At 71.9% G+C, this 16,946-nt stretch carries 10 protein-coding genes; 2 read left to right on the top strand and 8 right to left on the bottom strand.

The window, feature by feature from the left end:
- Positions 1–167 precede the first annotated feature (167 nt).
- From H490_RS29105 to H490_RS29090, 4 genes are all read right to left on the bottom strand, one after another.
- The gene (locus H490_RS29105; protein WP_238560354.1) at positions 168–2,675 is read right to left on the bottom strand and encodes a ComEC/Rec2 family competence protein; all 2,508 of its coding nucleotides are present in this window, start codon (positions 2,673–2,675) and stop codon (positions 168–170) included.
- A gap of 221 nt (positions 2,676–2,896) precedes the next feature.
- Complete coding sequence (locus H490_RS32170; RefSeq protein WP_017885046.1) at positions 2,897–3,592, bottom strand: ComEA family DNA-binding protein; 696 nt, start codon at positions 3,590–3,592, stop codon at positions 2,897–2,899.
- Positions 3,593–4,519: 927 nt separating this feature from the next.
- Positions 4,520–7,117, bottom strand: a complete 2,598-nt coding sequence (leuS, locus tag H490_RS29095; protein WP_017885045.1) for a leucine--tRNA ligase — start codon at positions 7,115–7,117, stop codon at positions 4,520–4,522.
- 71 nt (positions 7,118–7,188) lie between these two features.
- Positions 7,189–8,634, bottom strand: a complete 1,446-nt coding sequence (locus H490_RS29090) for an anthranilate synthase component I family protein (protein ID WP_017885044.1) — start codon at positions 8,632–8,634, stop codon at positions 7,189–7,191.
- Positions 8,635–8,748: 114 nt separating this feature from the next.
- On the opposite strand from H490_RS29090, the gene H490_RS29085 reads away from it, so the two are divergent.
- The gene (locus H490_RS29085) at positions 8,749–9,555 is read left to right on the top strand and encodes an aminotransferase class IV (protein ID WP_017885043.1); all 807 of its coding nucleotides are present in this window, start codon (positions 8,749–8,751) and stop codon (positions 9,553–9,555) included.
- 21 nt (positions 9,556–9,576) lie between these two features.
- On the opposite strand, the gene cydC is transcribed toward H490_RS29085, so the two are convergent.
- The 4 genes from cydC to H490_RS29065 all read right to left on the bottom strand — a co-directional run bounded on the left by cydC (position 9,577) and on the right by H490_RS29065 (position 15,612).
- Positions 9,577–11,244: a thiol reductant ABC exporter subunit CydC gene (cydC, locus tag H490_RS29080; protein ID WP_017885042.1), complete on the bottom strand. Its 1,668-nt coding sequence runs from the start codon at positions 11,242–11,244 to the stop codon at positions 9,577–9,579.
- Positions 11,241–12,929 (bottom strand): thiol reductant ABC exporter subunit CydD, encoded by a 1,689-nt coding sequence (cydD, locus tag H490_RS29075; RefSeq protein ID WP_017885041.1) that lies wholly within the window; start codon positions 12,927–12,929, stop codon positions 11,241–11,243. The genes cydC and cydD overlap by 4 nt, the downstream gene beginning before the upstream one ends.
- 189 nt (positions 12,930–13,118) lie before the next feature.
- Positions 13,119–14,147: a cytochrome d ubiquinol oxidase subunit II gene (cydB, locus tag H490_RS29070; protein WP_017885040.1), complete on the bottom strand. Its 1,029-nt coding sequence runs from the start codon at positions 14,145–14,147 to the stop codon at positions 13,119–13,121.
- 13 nt (positions 14,148–14,160) lie between these two features.
- Positions 14,161–15,612, bottom strand: coding sequence for a cytochrome ubiquinol oxidase subunit I (locus H490_RS29065; protein ID WP_017885039.1), 1,452 nt, complete (start codon positions 15,610–15,612; stop codon positions 14,161–14,163).
- A 257-nt stretch (positions 15,613–15,869) separates the two neighbouring features.
- Here H490_RS29065 and H490_RS29060 point away from each other — a divergent pair, with 257 nt between their 5' ends.
- Positions 15,870–16,922 carry an App1 family protein gene (locus H490_RS29060; protein ID WP_152424316.1) on the top strand — a complete coding sequence of 351 codons (1,053 nt, stop codon included), beginning with the start codon at positions 15,870–15,872 and terminating at the stop codon, positions 16,920–16,922.
- Positions 16,923–16,946 lie beyond the last annotated feature (24 nt).

Below are 16,946 nucleotides of genomic sequence, written 5' to 3'. Positions count from 1 at the left end.
GGGACCGCACGGGTGACCTCGACGACTGCGGAGGGATGGCGAGCGCAGAAGGGTGCCCGCCTTCGTCCGGCTTCCGGGGCGTCAGAGCCAGGCTGCGGCGGGTGAAGCCCGGGCGGGCTCGGGCGAGCGCAGAGGCGTGTCCCGCATCCGCCGGGCGACCCGGGGTGTCAGCGTCGGGCTGCGGCGGGCGAAGCCGGCGCGGCGCGCTCCGCCCAGACGCGGAGGCTGCCGGGCTCGCCGCTGACAGCGATGGAGCCGTGCGTGTCGGTGCGCAGCGGGTGGGCCCCGGCACGAGTGAAGGCGTCGAGCGTCTCGGCCACCGGATGCCCGTAGCCGTTGCCCGCCCCGACCGACACGAGCGCCAGTTCGGCTCCGACGGTGTCGGCCAGCGCCGGATCCTGATCCCGGCTGCCGTGGTGCGCCACCTTCACGACCGCCCCTCGCAGCTCGGCGCCGCTCGCCCGCAGCGCCTGCTGCTCCTCCGCTCCGGTGTCGGCGAGGAGGAGCACCGTCGACTCCCCCGCGCGCACCCGCAGCACGAGACTCGCGGCGTTGGTGTCGTCGGGTATTCGGTCCGGCCGCGGTGCGAGCACCTCCCAGGCGAAGCCGTCGCCGCCGCTCTGCCCGGCTGCACCCACGCGGTGCGGGACGCCCGCCGTGCTCAGGCGCGCGAGCAGCGGCCGGCTCTCGCCGTCCTCTCGATTGTGCGGTGCCACGAGCGCGGCCTCGGTATCCCCGATCACCTCGTTCAGGGCGCCGACGTGGTCGCGGTCGTCGTGGGTGAGTACGAGCAGCGCGATGCGGGACACCCCGAAGCGGTCGAGGCAGGCCCGCAGAAGCGCGGGCTCGTCGCCGGTGTCGACGAGCATCACGGCGCCGGGGCGGGCGGGGTCGCGCAGCAGGATCGCGTCCCCCTGGCCGACATCGCAGGCGACCACGAACCAGTCGTGCGGCACGCCGATCCTCTCGATCGCGGGGGCGACCAGCACGGGGCCCGCGAAGGTCCCTGCGGAGGCGCAGAGCAGCACCGCCACGAGGGCCCGTGCGCGCACCGAGAGCCGTCGCCGCTGCAGCCACGGCCGGCGGCCGGATTTCCGATCCTCGGGAAGCGCGAGCCTCCGGGTCGCGAGCGCCCACGCGAGCAGCACCACCCCCTCGATCGCCGCGAGCAGCAGCGCTCCGGACCAGCCCGCGGGCCAGGGCCACCGCGCGAACGGCAGCCCTTCGGCGACCTCGGCGGTGGCGGCGATCCACCGCGCGGGCAGGCTCGCGAGCAGCACCGCCGCCGCTCCGGCGGTCGGCCACCACGGCAGCAGCAGCAGTGCGAGCAAGCCGAGACCGGTGCCGAGCGGAGCCGCGGGCCCGGCGATCACATTGGCGAGCACTCCCACCGCGGGAATTCCGGGTTGCAGGAGCAGCAGCAGCGGACCGCAGGCGAGCTGTGCCGACAGCGCCACCGCGATCGGGAGCACGATCCAGCGCGGGATCGGCACGAGCCGTCGCAGCCCGCGATCGAGGCCCGGCACCAGCAGCAGGATCCCGGCCGTGGCCGCGACCGACAGCGCGAAGCCGGGCTGCAGGGCCTGCCAGGGGTTCGAGAGCAGCATGACGAGCATCGCCGCGCCCAGCGCCGGCAGCGCGACGGCCTGCTTCCCGCCGAAGCCGGAGACCAGCACGACCGATGCCATGAGCGCGGCGCGCTGCACGCTCGCGTCGGGGCCGACGACGAACACGAATCCCACCAGCGCGGCACCTGCGACCACGATCCGCACCCGACGCCCCGCACCCAGCAGTGCCGCGCACCACACCACCGCACCGGTGACGAGCGCGCAGTTCGCGCCCGATACTGCGACGAGGTGCGTGAGGGAGGTGTGCTGCATGCGCGACTCGAGGGATTTGTCGACGAGGGACGTGTCGCCCACCGTCAGCCCGGGCACCAGCGCCGCCCCCGGCACCGCCGCCGCGGCCTCGCGCAATCCGTTTCGAAACTCGGCGGCCGCCCGGCCCGCGGCCTCCACGGCTCGCGCGGGGCCGTTCATCGCGGGTGCCGGGCTCACATCGCGCACCCGGATGCCGTACGCCGCCGCCGAGCTCGGCCCGAGAGAGACCGGCACCCCGTGCACGGCGAGGCCCATACCGGGAACCCACCGTTCTCCGTCAGGAACGGCGCCCTGCAACCAGAGCACCACCGGCACCTCCCCGCCAGAAGCACGCGCACCGGCAGAGACCCAGCTCGACGCCTCAGCAGGCCCGACAGACCCGGCAGACCCGGCAGACCCGAGAGACCCGGCAGGTCGAGTATGAGGGAACCCACGCAGCACCACGTCGATATCGACGACCGCTCCGTTCTCCGCAGCCGCAGCAAGTCGCGGGTCAGCACGCGCGCGCTCCCCCGCCTCGATACCGGCGCCCAGGAGCACCATCGCGGCGCAGCACACGGCCCCGTAACCGAGGCCGGCCCGTCCGATCCGACTGATCCGCCCGGCGAGCCTGCGACCTGTCGCTGCGAGCACGAGCATGAGCACCCCGACCCCGCCCGCGGCCACGGTGATCACGGGCCCGGCACCGGGGTGCCCGATTGCCAGAGCCGCCACGGCCCAGACCAGCAGGGCGGGCGCGAACAGGCGCCAGGCGCCCGGCGGGGAGCGCATGCGCGCGCCGGCCTGCGGTGGCACTGCGTCACCGACCGCGCAGATGTCTGGCGACGCAGTTCTGCCGACGGCTCCGAGATGCGATGGCGCTCCTCCATCAGCCGCGCGGGCGGTCGGCAGCGCCGCTTCACAAGCCGCTGCGGTGCTCGGCGACGCGGACTCGCGATGCGGTGCATCGCGGGCCGCCCAGAAACCCGCAGGCCACGGCAGATGCTCACCGCCCGCAGGAGACCTCGGTTCGTCGCTCACACCCGCACCCGCTCTCGCATCCCGTCGAGGATCTTCGCACCGATGCCCGGTACCTCGAGCAGCTGATCGACCGTCGCGAATCGGCCGTTCGCGGCCCGCCAGTCGAGGATGCGCTGCGCGAGCGCCGGCCCGACCCTCGGCAGCGTTTCGAGGGCGCCGGCATCGGCGGTGTTGAGATCGATCACCGCGGGCGCGCCAGCCGTGGCCGACGCCCCGCCGCCCGCCGCCGCTCCCGGCACCGCCCCCTCCTGCACCTGCTGCGCGTTCGGCACCACGATCTGCTCACCGTCGACGACCGCGCGCGCGAGATTCACCGCAGACAGCACAGCCGCCTCCGATGCGCCCCCGGCGGCCTCGATGGCCTCGGACACTCGCGCGCCGTTCACCACCTCGATCACCCCCGGACGGGCCACCTCGCCCACGACGTGCACGAGAATCCGCTGCACCTCCGCCCCGCCCGCAACATCATCCGCGCCACTGCCCGCAACGCCATCCGAGCCGCCGCCGGCGTTCGGCGACCCGCTTGCCGCCGGCCCGGATCCGCCCTCCGACGCATCGCCGCCGCGCCCCTCGGCTCCCGGCGCGTGGGCGAGTTCCATCCCCGCGCCTCCCGGCTGCAGCGCTGCGACGGCGATCGCGATCAGTACGGCAGCCACCAGCACCACCGCGCCCGCCAGAACCGGCACCGCCACCGCGCGCTTGATACGGAGCCCCAGTCTCGGCGCGTCCTCGCGTTCGAGCGCCGCGGGTGCACCCCGTGACGCCCACGGCTCGGGCGGCCGCTCGCGCCATAGGCCCCGGTCCAGCACTGCCTCGGAAGTCCACCGCTCGCTCGACCCAGTAGGTCCGCCTTCGGGCCCTGCCGCGCGCCCGTCTCCGGGCGGAGCTGCGGATCGGCCCCCGGATGGCTCCGGGAAGTGCGGCCCGAGACCGGCCGCGGGGAAGGGATCCAGGACGTCGCCACCCGCGGTCTCATCCGCACTCGAACCCGAGAGCTTCGAGGCATTCCACGGCTCCCCCGAACTCTCCCCTGTCGGCCCGTCTGCAGGCCGCGGCGCATCGCCGATGACCGATCCGGACCCGGCCATCCGAACACCTCGGGTGTTCTGAGCACGGTCGCCAGACGCAGCGCTGGGCCAGCTCACGTGGCCGTCGCCTCCGGCCCCCGGGCTCGCAAACTCAGGCGCAAACTCACGCGCTACCAGGGCGCCGGGCGCCTCCGGCACTCCGCGCACCGCAGGCACCTGAGCCGGGTCCAAGCCTCCCGGGGCCTCGGGCACCGGCCATCGGCCGTGCCGCGCGCCGGCCCGCGGCTGCCGTGATTCGCTCGCCTGCAGTTGATTCATGCGCCCACGCTAGGCGAGCGGACGCACCCCGATCGGTCGAGCGCCAGTATCGGTGGAGAAGTCGGCGCTCACCCCGGATTCGCGCCGCCTGTGAGCGAGGTCACCCCCAGCCCGGCCCCAACACCCGAAAAACGCATCGCGCCTGGTGCACTATCCCAGGGATAGTGCACCAGGCGCGATGCCAGTTCGAACCGAACCGCCAAGGCGGCGGCCCGAAGCGCAGGGCTCGACGCGCACGGCCCGAACCGGACAGCCAAGCCGAACAGCCGAACCCTACTTCGTGGCGATGCTCACGATCTTCGGCACGCGCACCACCACGTTCACGATCTCGCGGTCGCCGATGGCGCGCTGCACGGCGGCCGATGCACGCGCGGCGGCTTCGGCCTCGGCCTCGGTGACGGAGGCGGGCAGGGTGAGGCGATCCCGCACCTTGCCGTCGACCTGCACGACCATCGTGACCTCGGCCTCGACGAGCAGCGACGGGTCTGCTGCCGGCCACTCGACGAGCGCCACAGTGGGCTGGTGACCGAGCTTCGCCCACATGTCCTCGGCGGCGTAGGGTGCGAAGAGCGAGAGGATCACCGCGATCGCCTCGGCCGACTCGCGCACGGCGGGGTCCGCGACGCCGCAGCCGGAGTCGATGGCCTTGCGGGTGACGTTGACCTGCTCCATGAGCCTGGCGACGACCACGTTGAACTTGTACGCCTCGACGAGACCGGGGGCGTCGGCGAGCAGGTGGTGGGTGTGCTTGCGCAGCGCAGCGTCGCCGTCAGAGAACGACGCACCGGCGGGCGCGTCAGACGTCTCGATGTCGTCGGCGATCCGCCAGGCACGGGCGAGGAACTTCGCCGAGCCCTGCACCGACACGTCGGCCCAGTCGATGTCGTCCTCGGGCGGGCCCGCGAAGGCGAGGGTGACGCGCAGCGCGTCGGCGCCGTGCTCCTTCAGCTCCGAGGCGAACTCGACGAGGTTGCCCTTCGACTTCGACATCTTGGCGCCGTCGAGCAGCACCATGCCCTGGTTGAGCAGCGCGGTGAAGGGCTCCTCGAAGTCGAGGTAGCCGAGGTCGTGCAGCACCTTGGTGATGAAGCGCGAGTAGAGCAGGTGCAGGATGGCGTGCTCGACGCCGCCCGCGTACTGGTCGATCGGGCCCCAGCGCTTCGCCGCTGCCGGGTCGAACGCCTGGGTGTCGTCGTTCGCCGAGAGGAACCGCAGGTAGTACCAGGAGCTGTCGACGAAGGTGTCCATGGTGTCGGGGTCGCGCGTCCAGCTCTCACCGGTCTCGGGGTCCACGACGGTCGCCCACTCGGTCGCGGCGCCCAGCGGCGACGAGCCCTTCGGCTTGAGGTCGAGGCCCTCCGACGACGGCAGTTCGACGGGCAGCGCGGACTGCTCGACGGGCTTCATCTCGCCGTCGGCGCCGTGCAGGATCGGGATCGGCGTGCCCCAGTAGCGCTGGCGCGAGATCAGCCAGTCGCGCAGTCGGTAGGTGGTGGCGGCACGGCCGGTGCCGCGCCCCTCGAGCACCTCGATCGACTTCGCGATCGCCTCGGCCTTCGCGAGGCCGTCGAGCTCGGCGGAGTTGACGAGGGTGCCATCGCCGACGAGCGCGACACCGCTCTCAGCCGGGTCGGGCAGCTGCGCACCATCTGCGTCGCGCACGTCGAGCACGACCCGCACGGGCAGTTCGAACTTGCGGGCGAAGTCGAGGTCGCGCTGATCGTGCGCGGGCACGGCCATGATCGCACCGTGGCCGTAGTCGGCGAGCACGTAGTCGGAGGCCCAGACGGGGATCCGCTCGCCGTTCACCGGGTTGACGGCGAAGTGGTCGAGGAAGACGCCGGTCTTCTCACGATCCGTGCTCTGACGCTCGATCTCGGTCTGCTTCTGCGTCTGCTCGAGGTATGCCTGGAAGTGCATACGCGCCTCGGGCGAGGCGCCCGCGGCCAGTTCGGCGGCGAGGTCGGAATCTGGTGCCACGACCATGAAGGTCGCGCCGTGGAGGGTGTCGGGGCGGGTCGTGAAGACGGGCACCTTCTCAGCGCGGCCCTCGATCTCGAACTCGACCTCGGCGCCGCGCGAGCGGCCGATCCAGTTGCGCTGCATGTTGAGCACCTTGGCCGGCCACTGCCCCTCGAGCTGATCGAGGTCGTCGAGCAGGCGATCCGCGTAGTCCGTGATGCGGAAGTACCACTGGGTGAGCTTCTTCTTGACCACGATCGCGCCGGAGCGCTCGGAGGTGCCGTCTGCGAGCACCTGCTCGTTGGCGAGCACAGTCTGATCCACCGGATCCCAGTTGACCCAGCTCGCCTTGCGGTATGCGAGGCCCTTCTCGTACATCTTGAGGAACAGCCACTGGTTCCACTTGTAGTACTGGGGGTCGCTCGTGTGCAGCACCCGGCTCCAGTCGAACGACGGTGCGTAGGTACGGAACGACGCCTTCTGCTGGTCGATGTTGGCGTAGGTCCACTCGCGCGGGTCGACGCCGCGCTTGATGGCGGCGTTCTCGGCGGGCAGGCCGAAGGAGTCCCAGCCGATGGGGTGCAGCACGTCGTAGCCGCGGCCGCGCCAGTAGCGGGCGAGCACGTCGCCGAAGCAGAACGCCTCGGCGTGCCCCATGTGCAGGTCGCCCGAGGGGTAGGGGAACATGTCGAGCACGTACTTGGCGGGGCGACCGCTGTCGCCGCTCACCTCGAAGGGCTTCAGCTGGTCCCAGACCGGCAGCCACCGGTCCTGGATCGCCTGGAAGTCGTAGCCCTCGGCCTCTCGCGCCTGCTGCTCGACTGCGCCCACCTGGCTGCTCGCTTGCCGCTCGCTCACACACACCTCGATCTCGTTCGGGATCGCCCGCTGCCGCGGGCTCGCACACATTCCTCAAGACTACCGCGGATGCGGCGCGCGATCCTGCGGGTGATCCTGCGGGCCGGGCTCCTGCGCGCCCGCTAAGCGGCGGCGCAGGAGGCGAGCGCGGCGAGGATCGGGGCCGCTTTGAGGTGCTTCTCGGCGGTCTCGCGCTGCGGATCGGAGTCGGCGGTGATCCCGCCGCCCGCGCCCACGAGCGCCACGCGCGTGCCCGCGCCGCCGCGCAGCTCGACGCTGCGGATCGTCATGGCGAGCTCGGCGTCCCCGCCATCGTCGACCCACCCGAAGCAGCCCGAGTAGAGCCCGCGCGGCGCCCCTTCGAGTGCGCGCAGGATCTCGACCGCGCGCCGCTTCGGCGCACCCGTCATCGATCCGCCCGGGAAGCAGGCCTCGACCGCGTCGAAGATGTCGCGGTCGGCGCGCAGTCGGCCGCCGACCGTGCTCACGAGCTGGTGCACGTGCGGGTGGGTTTCGACCCGCAGGAAGCCCTCGACCCCCACCGATCCGAGCTCGCACACCCGGCTGAGGTCGTTGCGCATGAGGTCGACGATCATGAGGTTCTCGGCCCGCTCCTTCGGGTCGTTCGCGAGCTGCGCGGCGAGGGCGGTGTCGGCCTCGGGCGTCGCGCCGCGAGGCCGGGTGCCCTTGATCGGGTGGGTGACGATGCGTCGCGCCCGCGCGCTCAGGAAGCGTTCGGGGCTCGCGCTCACGAGTGCCCGCTCCCCCGCGACGATGACCCCGCCGCGCACTGCGCCGCCGCCCTGCCGGAGCCGCAGGTAGAGGTCGAACGGGTCGAAGTCGCCGCGCGCCTGAGCGGTGTCGGTGAGGCACAGCACGTAGGCGTCGCCGTCGCGGATGGCGGATCGGCACGCCTCGACCTCCGCGGCGTAGTCGGCGTCGGTGCGTCGCCACGCCGGGGCGCCGGCACCCGCAGGGGAAGGCCCGGCGCGCTCAGCCGGGCGCCTGCCAGCCGGCGCCGTCGCTGCATCGGGGTTCCCCGGTGTTTCGGAGAGATCGGGGGCTTCGGCTCCGAACGACTGGATGGATCCGAGATGCGGATCGAGCAGCGCGGCGAGCTCGGCCGCGTCCCCCCTCAGTCGCGAGGTGCCGCGATCGTGGTCGAGCTCCAGCACGCCGTCGAGACGCAGCGCGAAGGCGGGCGCCGTCGTCTCTGCGGACCTCGTCGATGTTTCGGAGCGATCCGCGCTTTCTGCTCCGAAACACCGGAGAGATCCGACGTCGGCGTCGAGCAGCGCCACACCGAACTCGTAGCTCAGCGCCACGGCCCAGCCGGATTGCAGGCCGGGCACCGCAGAGACCCCCGGTGCGGCTCGCAGCCCGGCCAGGAACTCGCGTTCCAGACCGGTCTCGGCGATCCGCATCTCGGACGCCACCCCGAGGTAGCTCACCCGGGGTTCTCCCGGGGCCGCAGCCGCCCCGTCGAACCAGGCCCAGGGCCGGCCGCTCGCGGCGAGCACGCGCGCGATCTCCGCCGCGTCGCTCGGCCAGGCCTGTCTCCCCGTCACCCGACCACCCTACCGAGCAAGGACAGCGGATCAGGCTGCGACCGACGACGCGCCAACGGATCGGCGGTTGGCGGATCGGCAGTCGGCAGATCGCTCGGCGGGTAGGGTGGGCGCGTGAGCGCAGCATCGACCCGACGGCTCATCGTCGCCGATTCCTTCCGAGTGCGCGCGAACCCGCGCACGGGTACCGCCGAGGTGCGCGGGCTGGCCGATCACCTCCGCCGGTTCCGATTCTCGGCGCTCGGGCAGCTGCCCGGTGCAGACACACGGGCGCGCATCGACGTCTTCCTCGATGAGGCGGTCGACCGCATCGCGGAGTACGGCGAGGGTTTCCCCCGCCTCGAACTATGGGAGGCCGAGCACGCCGGCGGCGACGCGGAACTCTCGCTCTCGCTGCGGCCGCTGCCCGAGCTGCGCGACACGATCGAGCTGCGGTCGGCCCCGGGTGTGCTCCTCGATCACCCCGAGCGCAAAGGCCCGAACATCTCGCGCCTCGCCGAGCTGAACCGCCGGCTCGGCGCAGAGGCGCTGCTGCTCGACGGGGCGGGGCGCGCGGTCGTCGAGGGCGCGACGACGAGCCTGATCTGGTGGGGCGACGCCGGCGACTCCTCCGGCCGCTTCGTCGCCGACGCGCGGGCGAAGGGGCGCGCGAACCGGGTGCCGTCCGTGACCGAGGGCCTGCTGCGGCGGGCCGCCGACGCGCGTTTCGTGGGGCGCAAGCCTGAGCGACAGAGCGGCTCCCTGTCGCCGGCCACGCCGACGGTGGCGGAACTCGCGGGCGCCGAGGTCTGGGCGGTGAACGCGCTGCACGGCATCCGCGTCGTCACGAGCATCGACGGTGTGCCGCAGGCCGCACCCGAGGAGCGCCGCCTGCGCTGGTTCCGCGAGGCCCTCGACCGCTGCTGGCACCCGCTGGTTTGACCCCGGGGCCGGGTCGCCAGCTCAGAGGGCGAGTCGGCGTGCCGCGACACCCGCGGGCAGTTCGGTGTGGGTGATGAGGACCACGGCCCGGTCGGCGGGCACGGCGCCCAGCAGCTCGGTCAGGAGCCGATCAGCGAGCTCGCGGTCCACCCCGGCAGTGGGTTCGTCGAGCACCACCACGGGGAAGTCGGCCAGGATCGCTCGCGCGAGCGCGATCCGCTGCGCCTGCCCGCCCGACACGAGCGCACCGTGCTCGCCCACCGCGGCGTCGAGCCCGCCCCGCTCCCGCGCCCAGGCTCCGAGGCCCACCCGGTCGAGCGCGGTCATGATCTCGTCGTCGCTCGCGGTGTCGCGGGCGAACTTCAGGTTCTGCCGCAGATCGGCATCGAAGAGGTGCGGGGTCTGCTCGCAGAGGCCGACCGTGCGGCGCACCTCGGCGATCGGCAGTTCCCGCGCCTCGACGCCGCGCAGCCGGTAGCCGCCGCGGTACTCGAGGAAGCGCACGAGCGCGAGGGCGAGCGTGCTCTTGCCTGCGCCGCTCTCGCCGGTCACCACGAGCGTCTCGCCGGCGTGCAGTTCGAAGCCGACACCGGCGACCGCGTCGTGCGCGGCACCGGGATGCCGCACGGCGAGGTCGCGCACTGCGATGAGGGGGGCGGCCGGCACCGGCTCGGGCACACGAGCAGAAGCAGCATCGACGGGGATCTCCGCGGGCAGCGCCGTCTCGGTGAGCACGGCGACCCGGTCGGCGCTCGCCCGCACCGCCCGGCGGGCAGCGAGCGCGGCAGGCACCTGCGCGAAGACCTCGAAGACGGCCGCCGGCACCACCACCACAGCGGCGAAGAGCGGGGCCGTCAGCTCCGAACCGAGCGCGGGCAGCAGCGCGACGAGCAGCAGCAGCGACGCGAGGCCCGCCCCGAGCGACAGCAGCCCGCCGGTGAGGCCGGCGGCGCGCGCCCGGCGCAGCTGCACGCGCGACAGGCGCGCCTCCGCCGCGGCGATGCGCTCGCGCTGCACGCCGGTCGCGCCGAAGGCGGCGAGCACCTCGGCCGAGGCGAAGCGTTCGAGCAGCGCATCGACGAGGCCGGCGCGGGCGGCGCTGAGCTCGCGGTCGTCGGCCCCCGCGAACCGTTCCCCGAGGTACGCCGCGAGGGCGCCCGCGATGAGCAGCACCGCGCAGAGAATCAGCGCCGCGACAGGCGAGACGAAGGCGATGAGCAGCAGGCTGAGCAGCACCACGACCCCGCTCACCATGAGCGGCTGGCGCACGCGCAGCGGCTCGTCCTGCAGCTGATCCACGTCGTCGACGAACGCGGCGAGCACCTCGCCGCGCCGATGCGACTCGATGGCGCCCGGCACGCGGGGCACGAGCGCGTCGAAGGTCTGCGCGCGCAGCGTCGCGAGCTGCGTCAACGCCGCGTCGTGGCTGAAGAGCCGCTCGGTGTACCGAAAGGCGGCGCGTCCGATCGCGAGCGCGCGCACGCCCACGATCGCGAAGGTGAGATGCAGGATCGGCGGTTGCTCGCCCGCCCGCACGATCAGCCACATGCTGAGGCCGAGCAGGCCGACGACGCAGGCGTCGGCAAGCACGCCCAGCAGGGTGCCGGGGGTTCGGCGGCGGGGCGCCGGCATGGCGCGCGCGAGCACGGCTCGGCGCGGCGTCTCGCTCGCGGCGGTGCGGCGGATCATGCGCCCTCCTCCTGTCCGGTCGCAGTGGTGCCGCCGGCAGCGCCCGACGCGCCGAGCGCGGCGGCTGGTTCGACGCGCACCACCCGGTCGGCCGCCGCGAGCACGGCGGGCCGGTGGCTCACCACGAGCACGGCGCGGCCGGCCTGTGCTTCTTCGCGCAGCGCGCGGCAGACGAGTGCCTCGTTCTCGGCGTCGAGCGCCGATGTCGGCTCGTCGAGCAGCAGCAGCGCAGCGTCGCGGCTCCAGGCGCGGTAGAGGCAGCGGGCGATCGCGACGCGCTGCGCCTGCCCGCCGGAGAGCCCGGCACCGGTGGCCCCGAGCTGGGTTTCCGGGTCGAGGCCGGCGAGGCCGACCGCCGCGAGAGCGCGCTGCACGAGCGCCGCATCGGGGCGAGAGTCCCCCAGGGCCACATTCTCGGAGAGGCTGCCCTGCAGCAGGCCGGGCCGCTGCCCCGACCAGGCGACCTCGGCCGGCCGCGCGATCCGCCCCTCCTCGGGAGCGATGAAGCCGAGCAGGGCCGCGATCAGCGTCGATTTCCCGGCGCCCGAGGGCCCCGCGATCCCCACCACTTCGCCTGGGTCCGCGCTCAGGGTCACCGGCCCCGCGACGCGACGCCCGCCGCGGGAGAGCACCACGGCGTCGACGAGCACCCCCTCCCCCGCGTCGACGGCGGACACCCGGGCGTCTGCGCCGCGCTCGATGAGGTCGAACACCTGGGTCGAGGCGGCGAGCCCCTCGGTCGAAGCATGGAAGGCGGCGCCCACCTGTCGGATGGGGATGAACACCTCGGGCAGCAGCAGCAGCACGAACAGGCCGAGCGCGAGCGGGAAGGCGCCGTCGACGAGGCGGGTGCCCACCGTCACCGCGACGAGCGCGATGGAGAAGGTACCGGCAAGGTCGAGCACGAAGCCCGACAGGAAGGTGACGCGCAGCACCTTCATGGTGCGCGAGCGGTACTCGTCGGTCTCGCGGGCGATGCGGGCCGACTGGCGCCCCTCGCGACCGAAGATCTTGAGCGTCGCAAGCCCCGACACCGCGTCGAGGAACGAGCTCGACAGCCGCTGCAGCTGCGCCCACTGACGATCCTGCACGGCCTGCGTGGCGAGCCCGATGAGGATCATGAAGACGGGGATCACCGGGAAGACGATGAGCACGACGACACCGCTCACCGGATCGGCGATCAGCACCGCGAGCACCAGCAGCGGCGTCGCGACCGCGGTGAGGATGAGCTGGGGCACGTACGCCGAGAAGTAGCCGTCGAGCGCGTCGAGGCCGCGCCCCAGCACGGTCGCCTGCTCGGCGTCGGAGGGACCCTCGCGCAACGGCGACGACGCGTCGAGCGCGTCGAGGGCTGCCGCGCGCAGCTGCGACTTGACCTGCACGGCTCCGCGGGCCGCCACCGCATCCATGCCCCACGACGCGGCGGAACGGATGCAGAGCGCGGCCAGCGCGCCGAGCAGCAGCCACGGCAGCTGCTCGGGCGGCAGCGCGCCCTCCGATACGCGGCCCGCTGCCCCGCCGAGACCGCCCAGCACCGGCAGCACCGCCACGGCGAGCGCCTGGGCCAGCAGCCAGCTCCAGGCGAGGATCGCGAGCGTGCGGAGAGCGCCCAGCCCCGCCCCGATCAGCAGCACGCCGCGGGCGGCGCGGGCGTGGCGGAGCAGCCTCGGATCGAGTGGTTTCACGGGGTTCCTGTGGGTTCGTTCGTGGGTTCGTTCGGGCGGGGCGGCGGCGAGCGGTCTCCGGGTCGCCAACGGCAGTCTAGGGCAGTTCGGCGCCTCACATCTGATGAGCGATTCAGGCGCCGTGTGCGACGGCGGGCGCCGCATCGCCGAAGCGACACGACGCCCGCCGCTCTGCCGAACCGGTGCGGGTCAGTGCGCGCCCGCGGTGATCGTCTCCCGGGTGAGCCGCTTGCGGAACACCCAGTACGTCCACGCCTGGTAGGCGAGCACGAGCGGCAGGGTGAACACCGCCACCCAGGTCATCAGCTCGAGCGTCTTCTGCGAGCTCGCCGCCCCCTCGATCGACATCGAGAACGCGGGATCGATCGTCGAGTACATGAGGTACGGGTAGAGGGCGGAGAAGATGGTCAGCAGCGCGAACGCGATGCCGACCGCGTTGCCCGTGAACGCCCACCCCTCGCGACCGGCGAGGTTCGCTACGAAGCCGCCGATGAGGGCGAGTGCGGCGATCGCGGCGCAGGTGACGATGAGCCAGAGCAGCTCGTGGTCGAGGTGCATCACGATGGTCCACACGAGGAACACGGCGCCGGCGAGGATCGCGCCGATCCCCACCTTCGTTGCGAGCGCACGCGCCCGCTCGCGCATGTCGCCCGTGGTCTTCAACGAGATGAAGACGAGACCGTGCGTGAACGTGACGAGCACCATGACGACGCCGCCGAGCAGCCCGTAGGGGTTGAGCAGCGTGAGCAGCGTGCCCTCGTAGATCCAGCCGCCGTTGGGCAGCAGGCCGATCGGCAGGCCCTGCACGAGGTTCGCGAACGCGACGCCCCAGAGCAGCGGCGGCACGACGGAGCCCCAGACGATGAACTGGTCGAACCAGCGCGTCCACTGCTCGCCCTTGCCCTGATGCCGGTACTCGAAGGAGACGCCGCGCAGGATCAGGGCGACCAGGATCAGCAGCAGGGCCAGGTAGAAGCCCGAGAACATCGTCGCGTACCACTCCGGGAACGCGGCGAACAGCGAGGCGCCGGCCACGATGAGCCAGGTCTCGTTGAGGTCCCAGACCGGGCCGATCGTGTTGATGATGAGTCGGCGATCCGTGTTGTCCTTGCCGAGGAACGGCAGGGCCATGCCCACGCCGAAGTCGAAGCCGTCGAGCACGAAGTACCCGATGAGCATGACGCCGACGATGAGGAACCAGAGTGTGGTGAGTTCCATGTTTCCGTTCCTCCTAGTAGACCGTCGCCAGCTTCTGCTGGTCGGGTTCGCCTTCGCCGTCGGTGCCGCCGCTCATCTCGATCTCGGGCGGCCCGTCCTTCGCGGCCCGGGTGATGAGCTTGAACTCGAGCACCGCGAGACCGCCGTAGACGAGCGTGAACACGATGAGCGACACGAGCACGGCCCAGCCGGGCACGCCGGGCGAGACGCCCTGCTCGGTGGTCATCACGCCGAACACGATCCAGGGCTGACGGCCCATCTCGGTGAAGATCCAGCCCACGAGCGAGGCGAGCATCGGGATCGGGGCGGTCCAGATCGCGACCTTCCACACCCACTTGGGCAGATCGGCGTTCTTGCGCGTGATCCAGAGGCCGACGGCCGACACGAGCGCGGCGAAGGCGCCGAGACCGATCATCCAGCGGAACGCCCAGTAGGTGACCCACACGATGGGTACGAAGTTGCCGTCGCTCGGGCAGGTCAGCGCGCTGTCGGCGCCGCAGAAGGCGAGCTCGTACTCGGCCTGCAGGTCCCGGATGCCCTCGACGGTGCCGTCGAAGGTGCCGTTGGAGAGGAAGGAGAGCAGGTAGGGGATGCGGATCGAGAAGATCTCGTGCATCCCATCCGGCGTGCCCCAGCTGAAGATCGAGAACGAGGCGTCGGCGCCGCTCGCGGTGTTGTAGAGGGCCTCGGCCGCGGCCATCTTCATGGGCTGGGTCTGGGTCATCACCATGCCGAGCTCGTGGCCGGTCAGACCGACGCCGAGGAAGGCGATGATGTTCGTCCACGCTCCGAATCGCAGCGTCGTGCGCATCTCGTCGACGAACTGGCCGCGCTGCAGGTGCCACGCGGCCACGGCGACCATCACGACGCCTGCGAACATGATCGACGCGAAGATGGTGTGCGGGAACTGCGTGAGCGCGACGGGGTTCAGCAGCACGCTGCCGATGCTGTCGAGCTCGGCGCGGCCGCGCTCCTCGTTGATCTCGAAACCGACCGGGTTCTGCATGAACGCGTTGGCCGCGAGAATGAAGTAGGCCGAGAACACGGTGCCGATCCACACGAACCAGATGGTGAGCACGTGGATCTTCTTCGGCAGCTTGTCCCAGCCGAAGATCCAGAGACCGATGAAGGTCGCCTCGAAGAAGAAGGCGATGAGCCCCTCCATGGCGAGCGGCGCGCCGAAGATATCACCCACGAAGCGGGAGTAGTTCGACCAGTTCATGCCGAACTGGAACTCCTGCACGATGCCGGTGACGACGCCCATCGCGAAGTTGATGAGGAAGATCTTTCCGAAGAGGCGCGTGAGACGCAGGTACTTCACCTTGCCGGTGCGCACCCAGACGGTCTGCAGAATGGCGACCAGCAGGCTCATGCCGATCGTGAGGGGCACGAAGATGAAGTGGTAGAGCGTCGTGAGCCCGAACTGCCATCGGGCGAGCGTCAACGCGTCGAAGAATTCGTTCATGTATCGCTCCTGAACGAAGGAGGCCGCACCTCACCGAGGAGCGCACTCCCGTAGTGAGATCCGCCACGAGATGTCATTCTCGCCGGAGCTGCCGGTCGGCGACCGGCCACTCCCGATTCTACTCTTTCTGTGAGTTTGCTGCGAGTCCATTTTGACGTCGAGACAGTTTTCTCTCGACGTCGAAACGCTTTTCTTTCGACGTCGAGAGAGGTGCCCCGGCAGGGCTCCACCCGCATCACGCCCCCTAGACTGGTCGGGTGACCCTGAACGCTCCGCCAGACAGCCGACCTCGCTTCGCGGCGCGCCTCGAAGACTGGGTGCACGGCCGGCGGGCCCGCCGAGCGGTCGCGCGCGGCAAGGTGCCGTCGGTGATCCCCTACATCGGGTACGGCGGCGACGGCTGGGTGCGCGTGCTGGGCCGGGTGCTGTTCCTCAAACCCGAGAGCCGCGAGCACACGCGCCTGCGCCCCGACGTGGCCGCCGTGTCGCGCGTGCGCGGCTGGCGCACCTTCACCAGCCTCAACGTGCCCTACCAGCAGGTGCGGGTCTCCATCGACGGCGAGTTCGTCACCGAGATCACGGCGGATCGCGGCGGCGTGATCGACGCGATGGTGCCCGTCGCGCTCACCCCCGGCTGGCACACCATCACCCTGCAGGCCGGGGCCAGCGAACCCGCCGACGCGCCCGTGGTCGTGGTCGATCCCGACGCGAAGACGGGCGTCATCTCCGACGTCGACGACACGATCCTCATCACCGCGCTGCCCCGCCCCTTCGTAGCCGCGTGGAACAGTTTCGTGCTCGACGAGCACGCGCGATCCGCCACCCCCGGCATGAACGTGATGCTCGACCACCTCGTCGCATCGAACCCCGGCGCGCCCGTCATCTACCTCTCCACCGGCGCTTGGAACGCCGCGCCGGCGCTCAGCCGCTTCCTGGCCCGCAATCTCTACCCGATGGGGCCGCTGCTGCTCACCGACTGGGGTCCCACCCACGACCGCTGGTTCCGCAGCGGCAAGGAGCACAAGCGCCGCGAACTGCAGCGCATCGCCCAGGAGTTCCCCGACACTCGCTGGGTGCTCTTCGGCGACGACGGCCAGCACGACGAAGAGCTCTACCACGAGTTCGCGACCGAGCATCCGAACAACGTCGCCGCGGTCGCGATCCGGCAGCTCTCCGTCGGCGAAGCCGTGCTCGCGGGCGGCCGTTCGAAGGCCCGCCTGCACCGCAGCACGAGCGGCGTGCCCTGGGTGTACGGACCGGATGGAGCGACCCTGCGCGACGAACTGCGCAAGCTGGAGCTGCTGCGATGAATGCGGGCTGCGGCGCAGGCCGGC

It is taken from the genome of Leucobacter sp. UCD-THU, assembly GCF_000349545.1.
GTDB lineage: Bacteria > Actinomycetota > Actinomycetes > Actinomycetales > Microbacteriaceae > Leucobacter > Leucobacter muris.
This window is presented reverse-complemented; position numbering and strand designations above follow the sequence as displayed.

Excerpts from the sequence above, each read along its gene's own strand:
- leuS (WP_017885045.1), bottom strand. The coding sequence starts at position 7,117 with ATGTGTGCGAGCCCGCGGCAGCGGGCGATCCCGAACGAGATCGAGGTG.
- cydC (WP_017885042.1), bottom strand. The coding sequence starts at position 11,244 with ATGATCCGCCGCACCGCCGCGAGCGAGACGCCGCGCCGAGCCGTGCTC.
- cydB (WP_017885040.1), bottom strand. The coding sequence starts at position 14,147 with ATGGAACTCACCACACTCTGGTTCCTCATCGTCGGCGTCATGCTCATC.
- H490_RS29065 (WP_017885039.1), bottom strand. The coding sequence starts at position 15,612 with ATGAACGAATTCTTCGACGCGTTGACGCTCGCCCGATGGCAGTTCGGG.